This is a genomic window from Tenebrionibacter intestinalis (genome assembly GCF_016632365.1).
Lineage (GTDB): Bacteria > Pseudomonadota > Gammaproteobacteria > Enterobacterales > Enterobacteriaceae > Tenebrionibacter > Tenebrionibacter intestinalis.
Genome location: NZ_JAEPBH010000042.1, coordinates 929 through 26,889, shown reverse-complemented (window position 1 = coordinate 26,889; position 25,961 = coordinate 929). Strand labels below are relative to the sequence as shown.

Annotated in this window: 18 protein-coding genes and 2 CRISPR repeat arrays; of the genes, 12 read left to right on the top strand and 6 right to left on the bottom strand. The window is 55.0% G+C overall.

Features of this window, described 5'->3' with window-relative positions; genetic code table 11:
* Positions 1 to 266: 266 nt before the first annotated feature.
* Positions 267 to 5,068: a CRISPR direct-repeat array (repeat unit 29 nt; unit sequence GTGTTCCCCGCGCGAGCGGGGATAAACCG).
* 296 nt (positions 5,069 to 5,364) lie between these two features.
* The 3 genes from JJB97_RS14645 to JJB97_RS14635 all read left to right on the top strand — a co-directional run bounded on the left by JJB97_RS14645 (position 5,365) and on the right by JJB97_RS14635 (position 7,725).
* A complete protein-coding gene (locus JJB97_RS14645; protein ID WP_238714750.1) occupies positions 5,365 to 6,090 on the top strand; it encodes a hypothetical protein in 726 nt (241 codons plus the stop codon).
* Between the two features lie 317 nt (positions 6,091 to 6,407).
* On the top strand, positions 6,408 to 6,962 hold the full coding sequence (locus JJB97_RS14640) for a cupin domain-containing protein (RefSeq protein WP_238714749.1): 555 nt from the start codon (positions 6,408 to 6,410) through the stop codon (positions 6,960 to 6,962).
* Entirely contained in the window at positions 6,955 to 7,725 is a 771-nt protein-coding gene (locus JJB97_RS14635; RefSeq protein WP_238714748.1) for a glucose-6-phosphate isomerase family protein, read from the top strand. The genes JJB97_RS14640 and JJB97_RS14635 overlap by 8 nt, the downstream gene beginning before the upstream one ends.
* Positions 7,726 to 8,138: 413 nt before the next feature.
* Here the strand turns inward: JJB97_RS14635 and JJB97_RS14630 are convergent, their stop codons facing one another.
* From JJB97_RS14630 to JJB97_RS14610, 5 genes are read right to left on the bottom strand one after another with little or no spacing between them, the layout of a single operon-like run.
* Entirely contained in the window at positions 8,139 to 8,957 is an 819-nt protein-coding gene (locus tag JJB97_RS14630; RefSeq protein WP_238714747.1) for a PTS system mannose/fructose/sorbose family transporter subunit IID, read from the bottom strand.
* Positions 8,957 to 9,754, bottom strand: a complete 798-nt coding sequence (locus JJB97_RS14625) for a PTS mannose/fructose/sorbose/N-acetylgalactosamine transporter subunit IIC (protein WP_238714745.1) — start codon at positions 9,752 to 9,754, stop codon at positions 8,957 to 8,959. Before JJB97_RS14625 ends, JJB97_RS14630 begins: the two co-directional genes overlap by 1 nt.
* Before the next feature lie 10 nt (positions 9,755 to 9,764).
* Entirely contained in the window at positions 9,765 to 10,259 is a 495-nt protein-coding gene (locus tag JJB97_RS14620) for a PTS system mannose/fructose/N-acetylgalactosamine-transporter subunit IIB (RefSeq protein ID WP_238714743.1), read from the bottom strand.
* 9 nt (positions 10,260 to 10,268) lie between these two features.
* The gene (locus JJB97_RS14615; RefSeq protein ID WP_238714741.1) at positions 10,269 to 10,697 is read right to left on the bottom strand and encodes a PTS sugar transporter subunit IIA; all 429 of its coding nucleotides are present in this window, start codon (positions 10,695 to 10,697) and stop codon (positions 10,269 to 10,271) included.
* 2 nt (positions 10,698 to 10,699) lie between these two features.
* Complete coding sequence (locus JJB97_RS14610; RefSeq protein WP_238714739.1) at positions 10,700 to 12,442, bottom strand: class I mannose-6-phosphate isomerase; 1,743 nt, start codon at positions 12,440 to 12,442, stop codon at positions 10,700 to 10,702.
* 195 nt (positions 12,443 to 12,637) lie between these two features.
* Here JJB97_RS14610 and JJB97_RS14605 point away from each other — a divergent pair, with 195 nt between their 5' ends.
* The 4 genes from JJB97_RS14605 (at position 12,638) to carB (ending at position 19,458) form a co-directional block, all read left to right on the top strand.
* Positions 12,638 to 13,645, top strand: a complete 1,008-nt coding sequence (locus JJB97_RS14605; RefSeq protein ID WP_238714737.1) for a LacI family DNA-binding transcriptional regulator — start codon at positions 12,638 to 12,640, stop codon at positions 13,643 to 13,645.
* A gap of 132 nt (positions 13,646 to 13,777) precedes the next feature.
* A complete protein-coding gene (dapB, locus tag JJB97_RS14600; protein WP_238714735.1) occupies positions 13,778 to 14,599 on the top strand; it encodes a 4-hydroxy-tetrahydrodipicolinate reductase in 822 nt (273 codons plus the stop codon).
* Between the two features lie 467 nt (positions 14,600 to 15,066).
* Positions 15,067 to 16,215: a glutamine-hydrolyzing carbamoyl-phosphate synthase small subunit gene (gene carA, locus JJB97_RS14595; RefSeq protein ID WP_238714734.1), complete on the top strand. Its 1,149-nt coding sequence runs from the start codon at positions 15,067 to 15,069 to the stop codon at positions 16,213 to 16,215.
* Between the two features lie 18 nt (positions 16,216 to 16,233).
* Positions 16,234 to 19,458 (top strand): carbamoyl-phosphate synthase large subunit, encoded by a 3,225-nt coding sequence (gene carB, locus JJB97_RS14590; RefSeq protein WP_238714733.1) that lies wholly within the window; start codon positions 16,234 to 16,236, stop codon positions 19,456 to 19,458.
* Positions 19,459 to 19,507: 49 nt separating this feature from the next.
* Here the strand turns inward: carB and JJB97_RS14585 are convergent, their stop codons facing one another.
* Complete coding sequence (locus JJB97_RS14585; RefSeq protein WP_238714732.1) at positions 19,508 to 20,452, bottom strand: LysR family transcriptional regulator; 945 nt, start codon at positions 20,450 to 20,452, stop codon at positions 19,508 to 19,510.
* A gap of 111 nt (positions 20,453 to 20,563) precedes the next feature.
* Here JJB97_RS14585 and JJB97_RS14580 point away from each other — a divergent pair, with 111 nt between their 5' ends.
* From JJB97_RS14580 to JJB97_RS14560, 5 genes are all read left to right on the top strand, one after another.
* Entirely contained in the window at positions 20,564 to 21,865 is a 1,302-nt protein-coding gene (locus JJB97_RS14580; protein ID WP_238714731.1) for an MFS transporter, read from the top strand.
* A gap of 30 nt (positions 21,866 to 21,895) precedes the next feature.
* A complete protein-coding gene (locus JJB97_RS14575) occupies positions 21,896 to 22,684 on the top strand; it encodes an alpha/beta fold hydrolase (RefSeq protein ID WP_238714730.1) in 789 nt (262 codons plus the stop codon).
* Between the two features lie 27 nt (positions 22,685 to 22,711).
* Positions 22,712 to 23,647, top strand: coding sequence for an amidohydrolase family protein (locus tag JJB97_RS14570; protein WP_238714729.1), 936 nt, complete (start codon positions 22,712 to 22,714; stop codon positions 23,645 to 23,647).
* Positions 23,648 to 23,763: 116 nt separating this feature from the next.
* On the top strand, positions 23,764 to 23,994 hold the full coding sequence (locus JJB97_RS14565) for a YgdI/YgdR family lipoprotein (RefSeq protein WP_238714728.1): 231 nt from the start codon (positions 23,764 to 23,766) through the stop codon (positions 23,992 to 23,994).
* A 279-nt stretch (positions 23,995 to 24,273) separates the two neighbouring features.
* Positions 24,274 to 24,660 (top strand): hypothetical protein, encoded by a 387-nt coding sequence (locus JJB97_RS14560; RefSeq protein WP_238714727.1) that lies wholly within the window; start codon positions 24,274 to 24,276, stop codon positions 24,658 to 24,660.
* A gap of 171 nt (positions 24,661 to 24,831) precedes the next feature.
* Positions 24,832 to 25,961: a CRISPR direct-repeat array (repeat unit 29 nt; unit sequence GTGTTCCCCGCGCGAGCGGGGATAAACCG).

Below are 25,961 nucleotides of genomic sequence, written 5' to 3'. Positions count from 1 at the left end.
GCCTGTCGTACTTTTATAGCAAGGCTGCATATTGCGTTCTGCTTTCAGTAATCCGGACAGAGAACGCCGCCATTAGTCGCATTGGTTATATATCCCGCTGATATTAAAAGTTATTTTTCCGCGCTTTTGGTGAAGCGCGCTTTAGCGCGTAGGCTGTATTTTATTCTATGTAAAATCAGTAAGTTATGCAGAGAGGAAAAATAACTTTTTCTGGTGAAAAACTGAGTATTGGAAAAGAATAAATATTTCAATAAGATGCTATTGGAGTGTTCCCCGCGCGAGCGGGGATAAACCGCATGGTGAGCTTCCATTCTCTGTATCAATGCTGTGTTCCCCGCGCGAGCGGGGATAAACCGTCAGGTTAGCCAGTTACACAAAGAGTTTGATTGTGTTCCCCGCGCGAGCGGGGATAAACCGTTTCTTTTTTCATTGAGAAGCGCGATTTAATAGTGTTCCCCGCGCGAGCGGGGATAAACCGTTCACGAGCGATTTTGTTAGCTTTTCCCCAGAGTGTTCCCCGCGCGAGCGGGGATAAACCGATCTCTCAGCTTGTCCCAGCCCAGCAACAAATGTGTTCCCCGCGCGAGCGGGGATAAACCGATATCGCTGCTGCCAGTAAAGCCGTTGCTGGGGTGTTCCCCGCGCGAGCGGGGATAAACCGTTTATTAGCGCTGGAATTTGTTTTCGGCGTGCGTGTTCCCCGCGCGAGCGGGGATAAACCGCTTAGACAGGTCGTTGCCCAAGCTTTCAAGTAGTGTTCCCCGCGCGAGCGGGGATAAACCGCACCCACGGCTTCTCCAGCCTTGTTTAATGACGTGTTCCCCGCGCGAGCGGGGATAAACCGCGAGTTGTTAGATACCTGGTGGCTGCTATATGGTGTTCCCCGCGCGAGCGGGGATAAACCGCCGCGTATGGCAGAAATAACCAATGTGTCTACGGTGTTCCCCGCGCGAGCGGGGATAAACCGCATAAATGTCTTGGGTGTGAGCGGCAGCGCTGGTGTTCCCCGCGCGAGCGGGGATAAACCGGACTCTTGGTGATGGCGGAGTGAGATCATCATGTGTTCCCCGCGCGAGCGGGGATAAACCGGTTAAAGAACAGTTTAAGCGGATTGCTGATGAGTGTTCCCCGCGCGAGCGGGGATAAACCGCGGCGTCTCCAGTATGCCGCATCGTGAAATCTGTGTTCCCCGCGCGAGCGGGGATAAACCGTGGCAGTGGGGCAGTCCAGTTGTTCAGAACGCGTGTTCCCCGCGCGAGCGGGGATAAACCGTTAACATGTGGCAGTTCAACAACCTGCAAAATGTGTTCCCCGCGCGAGCGGGGATAAACCGCGAGGTTGGTTATTTGGCTTAAATCTTATCTAGTGTTCCCCGCGCGAGCGGGGATAAACCGCCCTTTCGGCTGCAACATTGCGTCGAGTGAGGGTGTTCCCCGCGCGAGCGGGGATAAACCGTTGTCGAGACGATCTAAACAAGCCCGCCATTGGTGTTCCCCGCGCGAGCGGGGATAAACCGCAGGACATCAATAACAAATACTCCGTAATTCAGTGTTCCCCGCGTGTTCCCCGCGCGAGCGGGGATAAACCGCCCGTCTTTAACGAGTTTTGGAATGCATGTGCGTGTTCCCCGCGCGAGCGGGGATAAACCGCAGTTATTCGATATGCGTTTAACCGGGCGTGAGTGTTCCCCGCGCGAGCGGGGATAAACCGTACATGGTAAGGTGGTTGATGATTTAAAATACGTGTTCCCCGCGCGAGCGGGGATAAACCGGATGATGTTGCGGGTGTGGATCCCCTCGAAGTGTGTTCCCCGCGCGAGCGGGGATAAACCGGGTTTGAGGACGCCAAAGAGGCCATCGCCACCGTGTTCCCCGCGCGAGCGGGGATAAACCGAAATCAAAAATTTGTTTACGCCGCGCGCGCATGTGTTCCCCGCGCGAGCGGGGATAAACCGTTTTCCCAGCGCGCCAATCACCGCGTCGTGGTGTGTTCCCCGCGCGAGCGGGGATAAACCGGGCTGGTGGTGGTCGAAATCAAACCAGGATGTGTGTTCCCCGCGCGAGCGGGGATAAACCGGGTATTATCCGATGGCTGCCAGACCACGTAAAGTGTTCCCCGCGCGAGCGGGGATAAACCGTCAGCGTCGGTACCGGGGGCGGATGCCAATAGGTGTTCCCCGCGCGAGCGGGGATAAACCGTAATCAGGCCCAGTTTTGTCCCCTGTATTGTCGTGTTCCCCGCGCGAGCGGGGATAAACCGTCCTGAACGTTTTCAGGATGTCGAAATGGCTAGTGTTCCCCGCGCGAGCGGGGATAAACCGCGATGTTCATGGAAGCATTAGGCGGGCAAGTCGTGTTCCCCGCGCGAGCGGGGATAAACCGTCTGACGGGCGCGGTAACCGCTAGTAGTAAGGGTGTTCCCCGCGCGAGCGGGGATAAACCGGTTTCACCCGAGAGGAATACGACGACATCATGGTGTTCCCCGCGCGAGCGGGGATAAACCGACACTGAACCCAGCGAATTTCGCTTTTTGTCGGTGTTCCCCGCGCGAGCGGGGATAAACCGCATTGGATGGGGCGCAAGACCGTCTTGCAATTGTGTTCCCCGCGCGAGCGGGGATAAACCGCATGGCAAGAAACTCGGTCGTAACCCATACTGGTGTTCCCCGCGCGAGCGGGGATAAACCACTTCAAAGAAATTGACCTGCTGGCGCGCCAGCGTGTTCCCCGCGCGAGCGGGGATAAACCGTCCCTTGAGGGTATCGATATTTGCTGGATAGAGTGTTCCCCGCGCGAGCGGGGATAAACCCAAATCGCGCTTCACGCAACCCATTAAACCAGCGTGTTCCCCGCGCGAGCGGGGATAAACCGCCTTTACCGCGCAGCAGGAATCCCAGGAATCAGTGTTCCCCGCGCGAGCGGGGATAAACCGCGCCTCCTGGCGCTTTTATTTTGCGCTCAAACGTGTTCCCCGCGCGAGCGGGGATAAACCGAAAAAAAGAACGTTATAGCTGTAATGATGAAGGTGTTCCCCGCGCGAGCGGGGATAAACCGCTGGTTCGTTCTCTGATGTCGACCCCTACACCGTGTTCCCCGCGCGAGCGGGGATAAACCGGATATTTTTACTGTTGCCACGAAAAGTCACGAGTGTTCCCCGCGCGAGCGGGGATAAACCGGTGAATCATGGTTGATCCGATTGATTATAACGGTGTTCCCCGCGCGAGCGGGGATAAACCGAATTGAAATCAGCCTCTTCACTTCCCTATCTCCGTGTTCCCCGCGCGAGCGGGGATAAACCGGCAACGTCCAGACAGCTTACGAATACGCTAAAGTGTTCCCCGCGCGAGCGGGGATAAACCGAACTGGCGGGGAAATAGTTATGGGTAAATTAAGTGTTCCCCGCGCGAGCGGGGATAAACCGCCCACCTGAGTGGGCTACCACCATCGCACCTGGTGTTCCCCGCGCGAGCGGGGATAAACCTTCCTTGTCATCTAACTTGCGAGTCTCAATCTCGTGTTCCCCGCGCGAGCGGGGATAAACCGCGATGCTGGGCCTTTTGCTTTCCACCGTTACCGTGTTCCCCGCGCGAGCGGGGATAAACCGCTGATGTCGAGGCGCTGTTTGCGGCGTTTATCGTGTTCCCCGCGCGAGCGGGGATAAACCGCTTCTTGCTGACGTGCTGGCATTTCTCCATCCGTGTTCCCCGCGCGAGCGGGGATAAACCGCGCACAGTCACGCTCAAGAATATCCGGCAGCGGTGTTCCCCGCGCGAGCGGGGATAAACCGATCAGTGGACCCGCAAGGGCACCCTGACCGACGTGTTCCCCGCGCGAGCGGGGATAAACCGTTTCCAAATGCGTGTTTAGTCGCTATTGCTAAGTGTTCCCCGCGCGAGCGGGGATAAACCGTTTCCAAATGCGTGTTTAGTCGCTATTGCTAAGTGTTCCCCGCGCGAGCGGGGATAAACCGGCGAGTCCTACAAATTACCGGACGTGAAGACTGTGTTCCCCGCGCGAGCGGGGATAAACCGACTAACCTAACACGGATCCCGTGTAAAGCATTGTGTTCCCCGCGCGAGCGGGGATAAACCGGCAATATCACTATCACCCTGACGCCGACGGCGGTGTTCCCCGCGCGAGCGGGGATAAACCTGGCTCGTCAACCGGCGGCGCTTTCGACACCTCGTGTTCCCCGCGCGAGCGGGGATAAACCGGCGACCACTTTTCAGGTGGAGTCAGGGGAAACGTGTTCCCCGCGCGAGCGGGGATAAACCGATGGCAGTGATTCTGATCATGCTGACGCTGGTGTGTTCCCCGCGCGAGCGGGGATAAACCGCGCAAAATCCGGGAGGTTGTGCCGGTCCTCTGGTGTTCCCCGCGCGAGCGGGGATAAACCGCATTAAAACTGGCCTACGTACAGATGTCTGTGCGGGTTCCCCGCGCGAGCGGGGATAAACTGCGATAACAAAAGCCAGGAAATGGAATACCCACGTGTTCCCCGCGCGAGCGGGGATAAACCGCGATAACAAAAGCCAGGAACAGGAAAACCCACGTGTTCCCCGCGCGAGCGGGGATAAACCGCATTAAAACTGGCCTACGTACAGATGTCTGTGCGTGTTCCCCGCGCGAGCGGGGATAAACCGAGCAGGCCCGACTGTTTCAACAGGACTGGCAGGTGTTCCCCGCGCGAGCGGGGATAAACCGCCGGGTGCGCGGATCTGCTGTACGACAACATCGTGTTCCCCGCGCGAGCGGGGATAAACCGCGTTAAACGCCAGTCATGGGCCAAAGATGTTTGTGTTCCCCGCGCGAGCGGGGATAAACCGATAAACCAATTAAATAAAAACATTACTGTTATGTGTTCCCCGCGCGAGCGGGGATAAACCGCCGATCCTCCTCCGCAAAATCGCTATCCAGCCGTGTTCCCCGCGCGAGCGGGGATAAATCGAGGATGAGTATGCGGAGTATATGGATCAGTATGTGTTCCCCGCGCGAGCGGGGATAAACCGCAGGGGTGGAAGGTGGCTACGGTGGACGGCAGGTGTTCCCCACGTGAGCGGGGATAAACCGCCAGAATACCTGCGTTTGACTACTGTATGCCCGTTATATTACCGGGCCAAATTGGCTTCGTCCGCCGTCATAACGCACGGTTTCGCAGGCTGGGGGGCTGTAGGGGCAGACGCTGCGCTAACTGCGTTACGCGGCGCGAGCAGAGTCATTTATGGTTCAAATATTGCGAATTTGCTAAAAAAAACTGGGTTAGCGCTAACTGTTAAGGTATTTTCAGACTGCTTACGGCAAGTATATATACGACTGCTTTATTGTGTTTTATTGGTGATGTTTATTTAACACAGGATGTATTTAACATGAAATTAAAGATATCGGCGCTTGTGGCTATATTATTCTTAACGGGCTGCTCTGGTTGGGTTAAGGGAAATAAAATACTTGCGGATAAATCATTGGCCGATCAGCAGATTATGGCAAATATTATAGATAATAAAACGTCAATAATAGAAGTTGAGGCTTTATTTGGAGATAAAAAACAACAGAGCAGAAGCACAATTATAAAATCCTTCCCCGATGGCGTTTATGCTATTTCTTCGTATCAGGGACACCTGAATGATTTCGGGGGGACATATGCGCATCGCGTTTTGTTTGTCGCTTATGATAAGAATGGTGTGGTGATTAACCACGATTTGACGATTAATAATTTTAGACAAAAAAACGCATTTGAAGAACAACCGGAAAAGATGCGATTGGCTGCGTTTAATGAAATAAATAAAAACGACAGTGATGAAAAGGTGCTAAATCTGTTAGGCACGCCACGTGCGTTAACCTTTTCAGACGCCGGCAATGTTATATGGATCTACAATTATACTGAAATTTCACGGGATGCTTCTTCATATGTTCCGGTTTATAATATGTTTAACGGTACGGAGTCAGGCTTGTCGGAAAGAGTGTACGTTGAGCTAAAAGATAAAAAAGTAGAAAATATTTATTTGGTTTCAATGAACATTACGCAAGGACGTGGCGTGGCAAATGCAGATAACTATAAAGAAGTTATTACACATATTAAAAGGAAATATAATTAGCCGATCCGCCCTTGCGCCGCCGTAAAGGCGGCGCTGCTTTGTAGAAGTGAGCAAGGCCTGGCGGCTTAACGCGCTGTACAGGTTTTTACTTGTTTATGAAAATTATTCGCGGGCAGTGGCGCTGCGTGTAAATCAACGCGTTGACCTGATGCGTCAGGCTAATTGATTTATTGGCAAAGCGCTTACATGCCTGCCCATTTAGGGACAATGGCGTTGATTATCTGTGATTAACCCAACAGTTTACGGTGAATGCAGGCAGGTTAATCGTTTGACTTTGCTATGCTGAACGTGCTGTTCCCCTCGGGCCGGTGTCTGCCATGAATCCAGCTAACATTTTGCCGCCTCAGGTGATGCGGGTAACCGGTACATTTACCCGTGGCCTGCTTACCCATGAATCCATCCGCACAGGCGGCAGGGATGCTGGCTTTGTCGTTGCCGCCGCGTGGCGGGAGGGCGATCCCCTTCAGCTTATTGTTGACGTTAAGAGATATAGCCTACCGGCAGGCGGTCGCGCGCTGTATGTGGGCGTAACCTATTTTCAGGCGCAAACAAATGGCGATGAGTTTTTCATCACGCGCGGTCATTTTCATCCGCGATGCGCGCAGGGCGGAGTTTACTTTTGTCTGCGCGGGCAACATCTGCAGCCGGATCGGGAAGCGGCGCGCTTGGCGTGGGTAATCTTAAGCTTTGTATACCCTGGTCCCCCTGCTACAGCCCGTCGCTTAATCCATACCGGTGATGAAACGCGGTCGCCGCAGGTGGTATGGCCTGTCGTGGCGTGGCGCGATTACGCGACACTATCGGGAGGCGCCGCGCATTGTATACTGGCTTCGCCGCAGCGCTCTGAGGGGGGGAAGGCGCGTTATGGTTAATTACGGACTGGATATGACCATCATGCATCAGCCGCTCGGATTTCGCTATGGCGACGATGTGACCGGGCCAATGCCGGAAATCCGCACGCTCGACCAGATTCGCCCGTCGCTGCGTAACCCGAACTGCGGCGGGCCGGAGCAGGTTTATGCAATAGCGATGGATATAGCGCGCATAGTCGACAGGGAGGAGCTGGAAAAGCGTATGCTGCTGTTTGGCGTGGTCGCTTACGCTGCCGGTATGCTGGGTGAGGAGCCGGTACGCAGCCAGGGGCACATTCATCGTATCAGCCGGCACAGCGGCTGGTCACCGCCGGAGCTTTATGAAATCTGGCAGGGTAACGCCATCATTTATATGCAGGAATGGGTTGAAGATGACCCCGGACGTTGTTTTGCCGTGCTCGCGCAGCCTGGGGAGAAGGTGCTCGTTCCGCCGGGATGGGGTCATGCCGCCATTTCCGCCTCAATAGACGAGCCGCTGACTTTTGGCGCGTGGTGCGATCGGGAATACGGTTTTGAGTATGAGGCCATTCGCGCCCGTAAAGGGCTGGCGTGGTATCCGCTGGTGCAGGGAAAGCAGATTATCTGGCAGCATAATACTCGCTATTTACCGGCGCGATTACAGATGATTACGCCACGACGCTACAGCGAATTTGGTATTACCGATGAACCCATCTACCAACAATTTATCAACGACAGGGCCCGCTTTCAGTTCATCTCCCGCCCGGATAAAGTGTCGGAACTGTGGCGTAACTTCCATCCATAAAAAACCGGGCGCTCGTCCTGATGCCGGTCAGTTAAGCATGTTTGTGAATAAATATTCCTGTCAAAGCAAAAAGCCATGCGGATTTGAGGCCGGATTGCCGGATCTTTGCTTTTTTTACTTGCCGTGAGCATCCTTGTTTGCTTTTAGCCGTGGAGGCGCTGACGTCCGCTGAAATCGGCGAACCGCAGGCGGAGGCGAGAGACACAAGCCCGGGCCGATCGCAGGCTGATAGCCGAAAGGCGAGCGCCGCGCAGCAATGCTGCCTTTCGGGGCCGCAGGCGTTTGCAAAGCGGGCAACGCGGCCCGCTTTGCCCGTTCACCGTTGATGCAGCCCCTTTATCACAGGATTTCCGTTGAACGGAACGCCGCTTAACCCTGACTGGCCGGCATGGGGGGCTTTCGCCCCGGTGATATTATCCTGCAAACAAACCTGTCGCCACGCCGAGGGCGGCGAGTATCAGCAACAGTAGCATTGCCTTAACCGGCGAAACGCCGCGTTTTGCCATCAGATACCAGGTGCTAAGCACCACAGCCAGCGGGAGAAGCTGGGGGAATATGCCATCCAGCATCTGCTGTACGTGAATGTTCACGCCGTCTTTGGTAATAAACTCCAGACCGGTCCCCAGCTTCACATAGCTTGCCGCCACGCCGCCCATGACGAATACGCCCAGCAAGGACAATGCCTCACGCAGGCGGGTCGATTTACTGCTGACCAGCATCTCCACCGAACCGGATCCCATCTGATAACCCTTGAGAAAGAGAAACCAGGAGCCGGGGATGATAATGGCCAGCCAGGCGATGCTATAAAACAGCGGGCCGAGAATATTACCACCTGCGGCCAATGCCATCCCTATACTGAGCAGGATAGGGATCAGCATACCGGGGATCATGGAGTCGCCTATGCCGGCAACCGGCCCCATCAAACCGACTTTCAGCGTATTGATGGTTTCGCCGTCAATGGGTTCGCCGTTGGCTTTTTTCTCCTCAAGGCCAAGCGTCATGCCGTTTACGATGGCGCCGATCTGCGGTTCAGTGTTGTAAAACGATGCATGGCGGCGCAGCATTTCGGTGCGCTGCGCCGCATCCGGATACAGCTTTTTCGCTACTGGCAGCATGCTGAGGCAAAAGCCGAACGACGCCAGGCGCTCAAAGCTCATTGAGGACAGGTTATGCATCATCCAGGCGCGCCAGCAGCGGCGCAAATCTTTGCGCGTGAGTTTACGCTCTTCCATCAGAATTCATCCTCATCGTCGTTAACGGGCTTCGCGGCAATTGCCTGCGGCGCTTCCGGTTTGTAGTTATAATGAATCAGCGCCAGCAGCGCGCCGACAATCACCAGCGCAACCATGTTTAGCTTAAGAAAGACAATGCAGATAAAGCCGACCAGGAAGTAAATCAGCATGGTGTAGCTTTTGATTATCTGCTTAAGCAGAATGGCAATCCCCACCGCCGGCAAAATACCGCCCAGCACGTTCATGGTGGAAAGCACGACTTTCGGCAGGCTGTCCATAAAACCGCTGATGTACTGTGCGCCGAAATAGACCGCAATAAACGTTGGCACAAAGCGCAGAGCAAAGCTCATCGCCTGCGGCCAGATAGCGCTGTTAAGATAAACTCCGCGCTCATCGCCGCGGTCCAGCGCCACGTCCGCGCGGTGGTTCCAGAATGAGTTGAGCACCAGCATGGCGTTGAACAGAAGGGTACCGGCAATGCCGATAGTGGCGGCCAGCGCAACGGCAACCTCCGGCCCTTTGCCGGACAGGATGCCGAGCGCGATAGCGGGCCAGGCGACAAAGTTCAGGTCGGCGGGCATCGATCCGCCCGGCGTGACCATCGCGATATAAACCGCCTGCACCGCCACGCCAACCATAATGCCGGTTTTCACATCGCCCAGAATCAGGCCAACCAGCATGCCGGAAACCAGCGGGCGTGAGAGCAGGTACCAGCCGCCGGTCAGGCCGAGTAGCCAGGGGGTGCCGAGCGCGCCGAGGTAGCAAAACAGGCCGATAAGAGCAGCTTCAACTATCATCAGACGCTCCTTATTTCAGTTTTTGTCTGGCGTCTTGCCAACTGTAGGCGCTGGCGTCCGGCACCAGCCGAAACTCAACGATATGCCCCTGCCCGATAAGCCAGTCGAACGCGGCGGCCTCTTCTGTCGTCACGGACTGATTAGGGCCGATAGTCGTTGTGTTGGCGCGGGCGCTCATTGGCCCAACGTTAATTTTGCCGTTGCTGTTTTTCAGGCTTATTCCGGCCTCTTCAATACGCTGTAGCGTGACGGGCGATTTACCAATAATGAAATAGCGCTTTTCGCTGGCAATCACCTTTGGCAGCTTTTCTATCGCGGTCGCCGTATCGAACAACCAGACTTTGGTGTCGGATACGGCGCCCTTCATCACCGTTGAGAGCAACGGATCTGCGGCGACGGCATCATCAATCGCTACAATGCCGTCGCAGGGCAATTCTTTGGCCCAACGTGTAACGAGCTGTCCGTGAATAACGCGATCATCGATACGTACAAAAGAAATACTCATAGCGGTTCCTCAGAAATCGTCTGTCTGCGCTGACCCGGCGGGTCTGGCCTGAATCAGCGTCGGATGGGTAAGTGCAAGCAACTGCGCGGCGGCGTCGTTAACATCGCCTGCTGTCGCGACGTCATCGGTTTGCAGCAACATCGGAAAATTGACGCCCGCGACTACGGCCACGGGCGGCTGGACGTGTGGATTGAAGGCCGCTTCACAGGCGACGTTCCACGGCGTGCCGCTCTGCATATCGCAAAGTACCAGTACGCCATCGGCGCCCGGGCTTGCTTCTGCCAGCGTGGCGGTGAAATCGCGGCGAAAACCTTCAATGCCCGCCTGTTCTGTCAGGCAAACCGATCGGATAAGTGGAAGCTCGCCGTAAACCATTTTGCCGCTTTTCAGCAGCGCGTCAGCGAGCGGGCCGTGTGTTGCCACAATAAAGTGAATCATTTTTACCCCCTTACCCAGGCTTTGATTGTCGCCAGTTGCTGGCCTGCGCCTTTACCCCATGCAGAAATGCGGTATTCGCCTACATCTGCCGGGATAATGAACGTTTCGGCGTAGTTCACCACAAATGGCGCGAATGCGCCGCTCGGGCTGTCCACGCGGGCCTGCGCGCCTTCAATCAGGTTGAGGACATTCACGCTGCCGCCGGTGTGGTGTACTACCGGTTCGCTAAACCAGTGGCGGCGGGTTTCGATAAATTCGCGTTCATGCAGACCCGTGCGCTCTTCCCGCCAGCCGTGGCCTTCGGCCACGGTTTCAACCTGGTTGACCAGATGCGCGTTGACCCATTGCGTATCCCGCTGCCAGTCAATGACGCGCTCGCCGTGCTCAAGGTGTACGGGGCGCGGGAGACCATCCATGCCCAGACGTCCCCAGTCCCATAGTTTGAAGGTGAATATGTATGGCGTGGCGCTGATTTCCAGCACCATTGTGCCCGCGCCCGAGCAGTGTACGGTGCCGGCAGGGATCAGGAAGTGATCGTGTTTTTTGGCCGGAAACTGGTTGACGAAGCGTGCGTCATCAAACGGCTTTTCCCCTCGCTGGGCGCGTCGCAGATCGTCAAGCATCGCCTCTGGCGATGTGCCGGTTTTGGTGCCCAGATAAACCACTGCGTCCGGTTCAGCCTCCAGAATGTAATAACTCTCATCCTGGGTATAGTGCATACCAAACTGCTGCTGAATATATTCCGTGAGTGGATGAACCTGAAAGCTGAGGTTCTGCCCGCCGATGGTGTCGAGGAAATCGAAGCGAATCGGGAATTCGGCGCCGAAGCGGGCGTGTACTTTCTCACCCAGCAGCGCGCGCGGCTGGAGTAATACCAGGTTTTGCGAAGGGATCTCAATTCGCACCGCGCCAAAACGCAGCAGCAGGCTATTTTCCTCAGGCACGCAGTCAAAACACCAGGCATAATTCGGCGCGCCGGGATCGAGATCGAAGTGTTGTTTCATCCACTGGCCGCCCCAGACGCCGGGGTCGAAAAACGGCACAACGCGAAAGGGCCGGCGGGTAGTCTGCGCCAGCGCAGCACGCAGCGCATCGCCGGTAACAAGCGCCGGCCGATCGGCAAGCGTTGTGTCCAGCAGAAAATCGGCGCGTTTGAGCAACGGCGTTTTGTGGCGATCGAACACGCGCCACTCCACGAAGAAAGCGCGCTTGTAGCGGCGAAGCATATCCTCCTGCTGATTGCCTGCTCCCCAGTTATCCAGCTCGCCGCTGCGCATACGCTGCTGAATTTCCCAGCGGGGCATATCGGCGTAGACAAGGATATCGCCCTGATGCACTAACGCAGCGCCGGGACCATAAACGATGACGATACCATCCGTGCAGCGGCTGACCTGCTCCTGCATTGCCGCCAGTTTCTGAGGGTCGATGAATTCATGCAACTGGTGGCATGAGAGTACGCCGAAAACGCGGTCGTCTGTGAGGTTGCGCGCCAGCATTTCATGGATGGATTGTTCATCGCGCCGCGCCCGTTCGGCGTTAAGGGTGAGCGTTGCGTTCAGGGCTGGAAGCAGCTTTTCTTCCAGCTCACCCAGGCGCACGCCGGGATAGCAATCAATAACCAGAACGGCTCGCCTGCGCTGATGTATATGCTCATTAAGCGTGGCTACGATAGCTTCCCACCCCTGCCAGGCGCTGTCGTCATAGCCCTGAATCTCAACGGTAGGATATTTTTCATAGGTGGACATTTTCACTTTTTCTCCCCTGGTGTTTGAGATAGGTTATTCGATTAACCGATTTTTAAAAGAGTGGTTAACGCGATTAACCCGCCATAATCGGCAATAAAACAACAATTCAGGGCTGTAATGTGAGCGCTCTCACAGGGGGAAGTGCAAAATTTAGGTTATTCGATTAATCTGGTGTGTAAAACATGAGGAGAAACCATGACGGGAGTAACGCTTGCCGACGTGGCGAAGCGGGCTGGAGTCTCCACCGCGACGGTATCAATGGTGCTGTGTAATAAAGGGCGCATTTCATCGTCTACGCGAGAGAGGGTATTGAAGGCGCTGGATGAGTTGGGTTACGTCTATAATCAGACGGCGGCAAACCTGCGCAATCGCAGCAGTAATCAGGTGGGACTATTGCTGCACGATATTACGAACCCGTTTTATGGTGAAATGACGGCAGGGTTGAGCCATGAAGTGGAGCGCCACGATCGGCTGTTATTGTTGGCAAACAGCGAAGAATCCGCAGAGCGGCAGCAGAAATTTGTTGATTCGTTAATGCGCAATAACGTGTGCGGCATGGTGCTGTGCGCAGCGCGTGAAACGCCGCAGTCTTTCTTCGACAGCCTGAAACGACGTAATATACCGGCGATAATGGTGGTGCGCCCGCTTAGCGATCCTGATTTTGATTTTGTCGGCACCGACAACTTTCTTGGCGCCCAGGTGGCGACAGAGCATCTGTTAAAGTTGGGGCATCGCCGCATTGCTTTTATCGGCGGTAGCCAGAATTCAGGCTCACGCGCCCAGCGTATTGGCGGTTTTACCAGTAAACTGCTGGAATACGGCATTACTCCTCATTCTGAATGGATACTGACGTCTCAGGCAAGCCAGAGCGACGGCGCGCGCGTGGCGCAGGCGTTGCTGACGCAAAATCCGCTTATCACGGCGGCCGTTTGCTACCAGGATATTGTCGCGCTGGGCGTAATGCAGACTTTGCGCAAGCTTGGGCGTGAGCCGGGGCGAGATTTCGCGCTGGTGGGGTTTGACGATATCACCGAAGCAGGCCTGGTTCAGCCGGCGCTAACGACGGTATCTGTTGCTGCGAAAGAGATTGGCCGTAAGGCGGGCGAGCTCTTGTTTAGCCGTATACAGGGTAACGATGAGCCGGTGAAACGCATTATCCTGCCGCCTGCGCTGGTGGTGCGTGAATCGTGCGGTTTTCGCTGACGACGATATCTTTTAGTGATTTTGCCGGCCGTATAACGTTAAATTCTAATGATTGGCGTTTTCAGATGTCAGCAACGCCAGAGGCTGGTAATCTCACGATGTGTCACATCCTGTTAACGTAAGAGAATAATTATGCATGAAGCACAGATCCGCCTCGCTATTGCAGGCGCAGGGGGACGTATGGGGCGTCAGTTAATACAGGCGGCGCTTCAGATGGACGGCGTAACGCCCGGCGCAGCGCTGGAGCGCGAAGGCTCTTCGCTTGTCGGGAGCGATGCCGGCGAACTGGCAGGCGCGGGCCGCTGTAATGTCGCAGTGAACGCGCGCCTGGATACAGTAGTTGATGATTTCGATATCCTGATCGACTTCACCCGGCCGGAAGGCACGCTAAAACACCTCGATTTCTGCCGCCGCCACGGTAAGGGTATGGTTATTGGCACCACGGGCTTTGACGACGCCGGAAAAAAGGCGATTCAGGAAGCCGCTAACCACATTCCGATTGTATTTGCCGCCAACTTTAGCGTTGGCGTGAATGTGTTGCTGCGTTTGCTGGAAAAAACCGCCAAAGTGATGGGGGATTATACGGATATCGAAATTATTGAAGCACACCACCGCCATAAAGTGGATGCGCCATCGGGTACGGCGTTGGCGATGGGAGAAGCGATAGCCGGCGCGCTTAATAAGAATTTGCGCGACTGCGCCGTTTACGCCCGCGAAGGCCACACAGGTGAACGAAAATCGGGCGACATCGGCTTTGCTACCGTACGCGCCGGGGATATTGTCGGTGAACATACGGCAATATTTGCCGATATCGGCGAGCGTCTGGAGATTGCGCATAAGGCGTCAAGCCGCATGACGTTTGCCTGTGGCGCCATTCGCTCGGCTTTGTGGTTGAATTCACAAAAAGCAGGCCTTTATGATATGCGCGATGTGCTTAACCTACGGGATATTTAGATCTTTTTCTCCGGCGGGCTGGAGTGGTTTTTAGATTAATCTATTGATTTAAAGGGCGATTATTGGTCGCCCTTTAAGTTTTGCGTTATTTTATGGAGATAGCCCGTAGAATAGCTACTTGATGGCTGTAATGTGGCATTTTAGTTGTTTTAACCGCGTGCTTTTTCTTTTTTTGACCGTTTGGTCTGCTTTCTGTATTGTGTTATACTAATTTTTTACTTTTTATACCTGCGCAAGCGTTTTTCGGGTGCGGTTTTGTTTGCTTTTTAGCGCTCAGTGCCATAAAACCACATCAGTGGCTTAAAAACGCATAAAAATCCTCCCCTGAAGCTGGACTTCTTCCCGGCTACTCTCTAGAATGCCGCCGTTTGCCAAAAATTCACCTGTCTGGCGTTTATGCGTTGATTCCACCGTAATGGTTGAATTAATATGCAAATAAACTGATTGTTTATTCCCTGGAGGACGTTTTGATCAAGTCAGCGCTGTTGGTTCTGGAAGACGGAACCCAATTCCACGGTCGGGCCATTGGGACATCGGGATCGGCCGTGGGAGAGGTCGTTTTCAATACTTCTATGACCGGTTATCAAGAAATCCTCACCGATCCTTCCTATTCCCGCCAGATTGTCACGCTTACTTATCCCCATATTGGTAATGTCGGTACTAACCCGGCCGATGAAGAGTCTTCTCAGGTACATGCGCAGGGCCTTATCATTCGCGATTTGCCGCTTATCGCCAGCAACTATCGCTGCCAGGAAGGGCTGTCTGACTACCTTAAGCGTCACAACATTGTAGCGATTGCCGATATCGATACCCGCAAACTGACCCGTCTGCTGCGTGAGAAAGGCGCACAGAACGGCTGCATTATTGCGGGTGATAATCTGGATGCGGCGCTGGCGCACGAGAAGGCGAAGGCTTTCCCGGGCCTGAAGGGAATGGATCTTGCCAAAGAGGTGACGACGAAGGAAACCTATAGCTGGCGCCAGGGAAGCTGGACGCTTCAGGGCGGTTTGCCGCAAGCGAAGAAAGAAAACGAACTGCCTTACCACGTGGTGGCTTATGACTACGGCGTGAAGCGCAATATCCTGCGCATGTTGGTGGATCGCGGCTGTCGTCTGACAGTGGTGCCTGCGCAAACACCGGCGCAAGAGGTGCTGAAGATGAATCCGGACGGTATCTTCCTCTCCAATGGTCCAGGCGATCCGCAGCCGTGCGACTACGCCATTACGGCAATCAAACACTTCCTGGAAACCGATATCCCGGTTTTTGGCATCTGCCTTGGCCACCAACTGCTGGCGCTGGCGAGCGGCGCAAATACCGTGAAGATGAAGTTCGGCCACCACGGGGGCAACCATCCGGTGAAGGATATCGATCGCAACAGCGTGATGATTACCGCTCAGAACCACGGCTTTGCCGTTGATGAAGCAACGCTGCCTGAGAACCTGCGCATCACGCATAAATCACTGTTTGACGGCACGCTCCAGGGCATTCACCGTACTGATAAAGCGGCGTTCAGCTTCCAGGGGCACCCGGAAGCCAGTCCGGGTCCGCACGACGCCGCCCCGCTGTTCGATCACTTTATTGAATTAATCGCGCAATATCGTCATTGCGCGAAATAATCAGGAGCGAAAAAAGCCATGCCAAAACGTACAGATATTAAAAGCATCCTGATTCTTGGCGCAGGCCCGATCGTTATCGGCCAGGCGTGCGAGTTTGACTACTCCGGCGCCCAGGCTTGTAAGGCGCTGCGTGAAGAGGGGTATCGCGTCATACTGGTGAACTCCAACCCGGCGACCATCATGACCGATCCGGAAATGGCGGACGCGACCTATATCGAACCGATCCACTGGGAAGTGGTGCGCAAAATCATCGAAAAAGAGCGCCCGGATGCGGTGCTGCCTACTATGGGCGGCCAGACTGCGCTCAACTGCGCGCTGGAGCTGGAGCGCCAGGGCGTGCTTGATGAGTTTGGCGTAACGATGATTGGCGCTACCGCCGACGCTATCGATAAAGCTGAAGACCGCCGCCGTTTTGACGTGGCGATGAAGAAAATCGGCCTTGATACCGCACGCTCCGGCATCGCCCATACGATGGACGAAGCGCTGGCGGTCGCGGCCAATGTGGGCTATCCGTGCATTATACGTCCCTCCTTTACGATGGGGGGCACCGGCGGCGGCATCGCCTACAACCGCGAAGAGTTTGAAGAGATCTGCGCGCGTGGTCTGGACTTGTCGCCCACCAATGAGCTTTTGATCGACGAATCACTCATTGGCTGGAAAGAGTATGAGATGGAAGTGGTGCGCGATCGTAACGATAATTGCATTATCGTTTGCTCCATTGAAAACTTTGACGCAATGGGCATCCACACCGGCGACTCCATTACCGTTGCGCCAGCGCAGACGCTGACCGACAAAGAATACCAAATTATGCGCAACGCCTCGATGGCGGTGCTGCGTGAAATTGGCGTGGAAACAGGTGGTTCCAACGTGCAGTTTGCGGTGAACCCGAAAAATGGCCGCCTTATCGTTATTGAAATGAACCCGCGCGTTTCCCGCTCCTCGGCGCTGGCCTCCAAGGCGACCGGTTTCCCTATCGCGAAAGTGGCGGCCAAGCTGGCGGTCGGTTACACCCTTGATGAACTGATGAATGATATTACCGGCGGGCGTACCCCGGCGTCGTTTGAGCCGTCTATCGACTACGTTGTGACGAAAATTCCGCGCTTTAACTTCGAAAAATTCGCAGGTTCCAACGACCGTTTGACGACGCAGATGAAGTCCGTAGGTGAAGTGATGGCGATTGGCCGCACGCAGCAGGAGTCGTTGCAAAAAGCGCTGCGCGGTCTCGAAGTGGGCGCGACCGGCTTCGATCCGAAAGTAAACCTCGACGATCCGCAAGCGCTGACCAAAATCCGCCGCGAACTGAAAGACGCTGGCGCCGAGCGCATCTGGTATATTGCTGACGCTTTCCGCGCCGGGCTGTCTGTGGACGGCGTTTTTAACCTGACCAATATCGACCGTTGGTTCCTGGTGCAGATTGAAGAACTGGTGCGCCTGGAAGAAAAAGTGGCGGAAGTCGGCATCACCGGCCTGAACGCCGATTACCTGCGCCATCTCAAGCGCAAAGGTTTTGCCGACGCGCGCCTGGCGAAGCTTGTGGGCGTGGCGGAAAGCGAAATTCGCAAACTGCGCGAGAAACTTGCCATTCATCCGGTCTACAAGCGTGTGGATACCTGCGCGGCCGAATTTGCTACCGACACCGCCTATATGTATTCAACGTATGACGATGAGTGCGAGGCTAATCCAAACCCGGATCGCGAAAAAATCATGGTGCTGGGCGGCGGGCCAAACCGTATCGGTCAGGGCATTGAGTTTGATTACTGCTGTGTACATGCGTCGCTGGCGCTGCGCGAAGATGGTTATGAAACCATCATGGTCAACTGCAATCCGGAAACCGTCTCCACCGATTATGACACCTCCGATCGGCTCTATTTTGAACCCGTCACGCTGGAAGACGTGCTGGAAATTGTGCGCATCGAGAAACCCAAAGGCGTTATCGTACAGTATGGCGGCCAGACGCCGCTGAAGCTGGCGCGCGCGCTGGAAGCGGCGGGCGTGCCGGTTATCGGCACCAGCCCGGACGCCATTGACCGCGCCGAAGATCGCGAGCGCTTCCAGCATGCGGTGGAGCGCCTGAAGCTGAAGCAGCCGGCCAATGCGACCGTCACGGCGATTGAGCAGGCGGTTGAGAAGGCTAAAGAGATAGGCTATCCGCTGGTCGTGCGCCCTTCTTATGTGCTGGGCGGCCGCGCGATGGAAATTGTCTATGATGAAACCGATCTCAGACGCTATTTTATGACAGCGGTCAGCGTATCCAACGATGCGCCGGTGCTGCTGGATCACTTCCTGGATGATGCGGTGGAAGTAGACGTGGATGCTATCTGCGATGGCGAAACGGTGCTCATTGGCGGCATTATGGAGCATATTGAGCAGGCGGGCGTTCACTCCGGCGACTCGGCCTGTTCGTTACCGGCCTACACGTTAAGCCAGGCGATTCAGGATGAAATGCGCCAGCAGGTGCGGAAACTGGCGCTGGAGCTTCAGGTGCGCGGCCTGATGAACGTGCAGTTTGCGGTCAAAGACAACGAAGTTTATCTCATTGAAGTTAACCCGCGCGCCGCGCGTACCGTGCCTTTTGTTTCAAAAGCGACCGGCCTGCCGCTGGCGAAGGTAGCCGCGCGCGTGATGGCCGGTAAGTCGCTCGCCGAGCAGGGCTGTACCAAAGAGATAATCCCGCCTTACTACTCGGTGAAAGAAGTGGTGCTGCCGTTTAATAAATTCCCGGGCGTTGACCCGCTGCTGGGGCCGGAAATGCGCTCCACTGGCGAGGTAATGGGGGTGGGCCGCACATTTGCCGAAGCGTTTGCTAAAGCGCAGCTTGGCAGTAACGTCACCATGAAGAAAAGCGGGCGCGCGCTGCTCTCCGTGCGCGAAGGAGATAAAGAGCGCGTGGTGGATCTGGCGGCTCGCCTTATCAGACACGGTTATGAACTGGATGCAACCCACGGCACCGCCATTGCGCTGGGCGAGGCGGGCATTAACCCGCGTCTGGTGAATAAGGTGCACGAAGGCCGCCCGCATATTCAGGACCGCATTAAAAACGGGGAATACAGCTATATCATCAATACCACGGCAGGTCGCCAGGCGATTGAAGATTCGCGCGTTATTCGCCGCAGCGCGCTGCAGTATAAAGTACACTACGACACCACGCTTAATGGCGGCTTCGCCACCACGATGGCGCTGACGGCAGACGCTACGCAAAGAGTAACGTCAGTACAGGAAATGCACGCGCAGATCGTAAAATAAAACGTGTGTAACGCTGGCGGTCCTCCTTCTGGCGGGGCCGTCAGGTTGCTCAGTTAAAATGCGAGAGAAAAGCAAGCTCGGTGGCGTCGGACGTTTCAGGCGGGCGCTCCTGAAGTAGCTTAAGAAAATATTTCATCGCTGGCGACAGCGGCCGCGTTTTGGGCCAACAGACGCAGACCGTGGCGTTGGGGATCTCCCCTGCGAACGCCAGCTTTTTCATCGTTCCTTTTTGTATCTGCTTTTCCAGAATAGCGAACCCCGCTTCTGTCCAGACAGACACCGCGTCCAGCCGTTCCGCCATGCCAATGTACATTTCCAGAGAAATGCAATTCACAATCTTCTCCGGCGCGCAGAGTCCATACTGATGAAAAAAGCAGGAAATAAAGCTCCAGGCGTTAGGAAGAGGATCGAGAACCAGCCAGGGCATACCGTGTAGCTGTTTGATGTTTGGCCGGGGCGGGCATGAGTAGGCCATTCGGGCGGCGAGAGCGACCTTCAGCGCGTACAGCGGTAGTGTATTAAATTGTCGCGAACCCGCGTGCGGGCTATACCAGGGGAAAATGCCCATATCGATATGCCCCTGCCGTAAGCCCTCCACAATTTGCGCAGACCGCAGTTCACGGATATCCAGCGCAATCCCGGGCCAGACGCTTGTTAACTGCGCCAACGCTTCCGCCAGCCTGCGTGTGGCGGCCGGGGGCGTAATGGCAAGCACCAGATGCTGGCACAGAGCATTGCGCTGCAGTTGCGCATCGTTCCTGATTCCGTCTATTTCCTGACTGATTTTTTGCGCTCTTTTCAATACGGTGTGCCCAAAAGGGGTGAGCACCGCTCCCCGCGCCGTGCGCTCCAGCAACAGAACGCCCAGCTCTTCTTCCAGATCAATAATGGCGCGGCTAATTGCCGGCTGACTCAGGTTCATTTTCCCTGCCGCAGCAAGCAGGCTGCCTGTTTCATGTACCGCCCTGAGCGCGGCTAACTGATGAAGTTTCATAGGGATAAGATAAAGGTATAAATAAGAATCATATATCAAAAAAAATACGGCTGGTTATTTGTTTCTGCTTTATTGATGCTGGGGGTTCGTTCATAACAGGGCGCAACGGTAATGAAAAATCATCAGGAACGCTGTGGTGCTGCTTCAGACAGAAAAATGATCTTTGCCGTTGTGTTGGGAAACGGCCTCGAAATTTTTGATTTTACCGTATACAGCTTTTTCGCCGTATGGATTGGTAAAGCCTTTTTCCCCGCCAATAGCGCCATGTCTGACTTCCTGTTTGCCGTTGGCGCGTTTGGCGTGGGCTTTTTTGCTCGCCCGGTAGGTGCCATTATGCTGGGCCGTTACGCAGACAGGGCGGGGCGCCGGGCCGCGATGGCGTTAAGCATCCTGCTGGCCGCGCTGGGGACCGCCGTTATTGCGCTGTGTCCGCCCTGGAGTCAGATTGGATGGTTTGCGCCGGTATGTATTGTATGCGCCCGCCTGTTACAGGGCTTTGCCGCCGGCGGAGAAGTGGGCGCAACCACGACATGGTTGTTTGAAAGCGCGCCGCTTTCCAGGCGGGGAAGGCGAGTTAGCCTGCAAATGGTAAGCCAGGGCATAGCCGCGATAGCGGGCGCGCTGTGTGGTTTTAGTATCAGCGGCCTGCTGGAAACGGAGGCGCTGGCGCAGTGGGGATGGCGTATTCCCTTTGCCATCGGCGCGCTTATTGCTCCGCTGGGCTATTACCTGAGGCGTCATCTGCCTGAAACGCTGGAAAACGGCAGCCGGGGGCGCAGCGGCCCGGCGCTGCAATCGCGGACATTCCTGCTGCCGCTTACCGTTGCGGCGTTTCTGACTATCGGTCAGTCGGTCACTATGTATGTGATGGTTTTTTATATGCCAGGTTACCTCACGCGCATGCTCGCCTTGCCTGCTTATCTGAGCTTTATGTCGGCCTTAGCCTCCTCGGTCGTGTTTACGCTGTGCGCTTACTTTGGCGGATGGGTGGTTGACCGGTTCGGGGAATTAAAAAAGATTGCGCTGGGCGCGTTTGCCGTAACGGCGTTGTGCTGTTTGCCTGCTTTTGGCGCCATTGTCTATAGCGGCGATATCGGCGTTATTGTCCTGGCCTCAGCGATAATGGCGGGGCTGTTAGGCCTGGGGGTTGTAGCGACGCTTATGTTAATTATGTCGCTTTTTCCGCCCTCGTTACGCGTAACGGGGTTTGCGCTGTCTTATGCGTTAGCCAATACGCTTTTTGGCGGCACTGCGCAATTTATTGTGACTGCGCTGCTTATTCGAAGTGGAAATAACTTTGTCCCTGCATGGTATTTACTGGTCTGTAATTTACTGGCGATCGCTGCGCTATTTACGCTGTGCAAAAGGCAGGGTAAATATCGCATCGCCTGGCAGACTGGCTCTGAACGTTGAGTTTGTTCTTTATTATTTCAGGAGATCGTTATGTCTGTTGTGAATAAATCTGATGCCACGCTTTATTACGAAGTCACCGGGGAGGGGTTTCCCGTTATTTTCCTGCATGGCGGCGGGGGTAATACGCTGTGTTGGTTTCAACAGGTTCCCTTTTTCTCCCAATATTATAAAGTCATCACCGTTGATTTACGCGGCTTTAAAAATTCCCGCTGCGATCCGGCCTGTGTCCATACCCGCTATTTTCCTGACGATCTCCGTGCCGTTATGGATGCCGAAGGCATCGATCGCGCGGCGCTGGTGTGCCAGTCGCTGGGCGCATGGGCTGGTCTTCCGCTTGCTGCGCGCGCGCCGGAAAGAGTCGCCAGCCTGTTTATAACCGGCTCTCCCACGCCTGCGTATTCACCTGAGAACTGGCAGGTGCTGAAAACGGCGGGTGATACGTTTAATCAGGGCAAATTTGGCGGGACGGGCAGGAATGGGGGAACGGGCTGGAACCGGGCTTTCCTGGAATTAAACCCCGAACTGTTCTTTTTATATTCACAAATCAAGCGGCTGAACGGGCCATTTGATGCCTGCACTATGCAGGATGAAGAGGTAAAACTCTATCCGCGCGACTTTGCCAGTTACCGTGTGCCGACGTTAATCGGCGGTGGCTCGCACGATGATTTTTTAACGCCCGATAGCCATAAACACGTTGCGACGCTGATACCGGGCGCTGAAATATATACCTTTGAAAACGCAGGACACTCCCCTTATTACGAAACGCCGGAAGAATATAACAAGGTATTGTATGAGTTTTTGCGCAATACGCTGAATTAAAGCAACAGAGAGAAACACGTGATGGATATGAAACGAATTGATGTACATCAACATGTTGTTCCTCCTTTCTGGGCGGATTCTCTGGCCGCTTACGGCGGCGATCCGTCGGGTTGGCACTGTCCGCCGTGGTCGCCGGAGCAGGCGCTGGCGTTTATGGATGAGCGCGGTATTGCAAAGGGCATACTGTCGCTAACGGCGCCCGGCATTCATGGTTGGCCGCAGGCGAAGCGGGGAGACATTGCGCAGAGGGTTAATGACTATACGGCGCGGCTTGTCAGCGACTTACCGACGCGGTTTGGGCAATTTATCACGCTGCCGCTGCCGGATATCGACGCGGCATTGCGTGAGATAGACAGAGTTTGTTCCGTATGCCAGCCAGAAGGCGTTGTGTTCTTTTCGAACTACGATAACCTCTACCCGGGAGATGCGCGCTTTGAGCCGCTGTGGCAGGCGTTAAGCCAGCGTGAACTGGTGTGTTTTATCCACCCTACTTGCCCTGATGTCGCCATGCTGGAGGCTATCAAGGGGCCGATTATAGATTACCCGTTTGATACCACGCGCGCCGCCGTGCAGCTTGTGGCGAACGGCGTGGTGCGCCGCTATCCCAGCCTTAAAATAATTCTCTCCCACGGCGGCGGATATCTGCCCTATGCCGCGCATCGCTTTGCGCAGTTGCTGGCGAATATGGATTATGCCGACGTTCCCGATGCAGATAGCTTTATTGAGGATTGCCAGCGTTTCTGGTTTGACACGGCGTTATCGTCCAGCTCAACTACGCTGCGTACGCTGCTGGCGTTTGCCCGGTCGGATCGTATTTTATACGGTAGCGATTTTCCCTATGCGCCGCGGCCCGTTATACAAACTTTCACGCAAATGCTGGATGATTCTCATGAACTTTCTCCGGCGTGGAAAGCATCTATTAACTGGAAGAATGCGCAACTTTTATGGCAGCCCGATGAATAAACAGCGAATGCGTAGTGCGAAGTAATCCGTATTTCTACCGATTAGCGGAAGGCCGTGCAAAGTGTGGTCTATAGTTTTTTCCACCCTGTCGTTACTGAAATGAAGGAAAAATTGCTATGCAAAGCCATTTAATGTTGTCTTCGTTCCTTGCTGCAGCGTTATTGTTTATGAACGGCTGCACTTCCAACCAGACGGTGAGAACTGTGGATGGTCAATCTATCGTTACTGACGGTAAACCGCAGATTGATGATGATACGGGGCTGGTATCCTATAAAAATACTGAAACCGGGCAGACTGAACAGATTAATCGTGACCGGGTTAAATCGATGAGTGAGTTGAAAAACTAACTCCCATAGCATGCAGCGGCTTTGCCGCTGCATTCCTTTGCCCGCAGGTTAAGGCCGTCTATCTGTGTTGTACCACTCTTCCTTATCGCTTCTTCAGGCTGTTTCCGGATGGGCTATTATGTGCCTGCTTTTCGGGTGTATTTTGCCGGGCAAGGCGGCGTTTTGCTTTACCTGCGGGATTGGCGTTAATTTCGTATGGTATCGCGACTGCGCTGAGACAGCCTGAAAGTGCCGCGTTATGCAGCGAAAAACAGGCGAAGCCATGAATATTGATTATTTATGCGCGCCCCTGTCCGTCTGCGGCAGGCAGGGATTGTATCGCCTGCGCATGAAATGTTTGAAAGCGTGCCGGTGGCTGGGCGACGGGCGCGGGAAGTGTTGGGCCAGGATCGGTACGAGGCGTGCGAATACGTCGATCTGGTCCGGCGATTCAATCAGCAAATGATGGAAGAAATGGCGGCCGGTGAAGACGGCGCCAAAGCGCGGGCAGCGGCTCTGCGGCGCACGGCGGACAGGCTGACTAAGAACGTTGCCAAAGATCGCGCTCACCTGAACCAGGCGCAGCGTCACGGTTGGCAGGGTACGCAAGAGGGTAAACACAGTGGCAATATGGCTGTTGAGCCGCAAGCGCAGGCGGATAACGAAAGCGCTCGTTTTCAGCAATGACGTATTAATTGATTGATATTAAAAATAGTTTCCTGGTGGGTAACTAATTATTGTGTTCGTTAAATTTTAATATTTTTAAAATCAGTAGGTTACATTGTAAGGAAGTGTGTTTTTTTCGGTGGAAAAGTTAAGGCTGGAAAAGCGTAAATATTTCAATAAGATGTTTTTAGAGTGTTCCCCGCGCGAGCGGGGATAAACCGTTATTATTAATATTGTTATCTGTGGACACTGGGTGTTCCCCGCGCGAGCGGGGATAAACCGAACTCGACTGCGTTGTCGTGCTGTTAACTCAGCGTGTTCCCCGCGCGAGCGGGGATAAACCGCAGCCCGTTACTTTTGATGACCCCATCGAAGTGTGTTCCCCGCGCGAGCGGGGATAAACCGGCTGAACAAGGACTGGGATGGTGACTTTCTCCGTGTTCCCCGCGCGAGCGGGGATAAACCGGGATAAATTAATGCTTACAGATAATTTAGCAGGTGTTCCCCGCGCGAGCGGGGATAAACCGGGTAAAAGCAGCCTTGAAGCAGAGCGAAACGCGTGTTCCCCGCGCGAGCGGGGATAAACCGCGTATGGTCTGCACCTTGAGAATGGCGCTTAAGTGTTCCCCGCGCGAGCGGGGATAAACCGCATAATTACATTATCGAATTTTTTGGCGAGATGTGTTCCCCGCGCGAGCGGGGATAAACCGGGCTGAGGCGCTCAATGAGAAACGACGCCGTGCGTGTTCCCCGCGCGAGCGGGGATAAACCGGCGGCAGGAAAGAATACCGCCTCGCGAATGATGTGTTCCCCGCGCGAGCGGGGATAAACCGCGTGATTAGCTTGCTCTGTAACTCGATAGTAGCGTGTTCCCCGCGCGAGCGGGGATAAACCGGAATCTGTTTGCTGGCGCGGGACTGACGGACGGTGTTCCCCGCGCGAGCGGGGATAAACCGCGTGACCGTCGAAGATGTTGCGCCGATGCTCCGTGTTCCCCGCGCGAGCGGGGATAAACCGCGCAGCTCAGCAATAACATGGCGCGCGAAACGGTGTTCCCCGCGCGAGCGGGGATAACCCGATGTTCTGCAAGAAATGGATATTCTCAAAAACGTGTTCCCCGCGCGAGCGGGGATAAACCGACGAAAGTAATGCCTCGCCCCTTGGGATATAGGTGTTCCCCGCGCGAGCGGGGATAAACCGATCAGCTCAGCAATAACATGGCGCGCGAAACGGTGTTCCCCGCGCGAGCGGGGATAAACCGGGCGCGCGTATACCCACACGTTTGCCGGGAAAGTGTTCCCCGCGCGAGCGGGGATAAACCG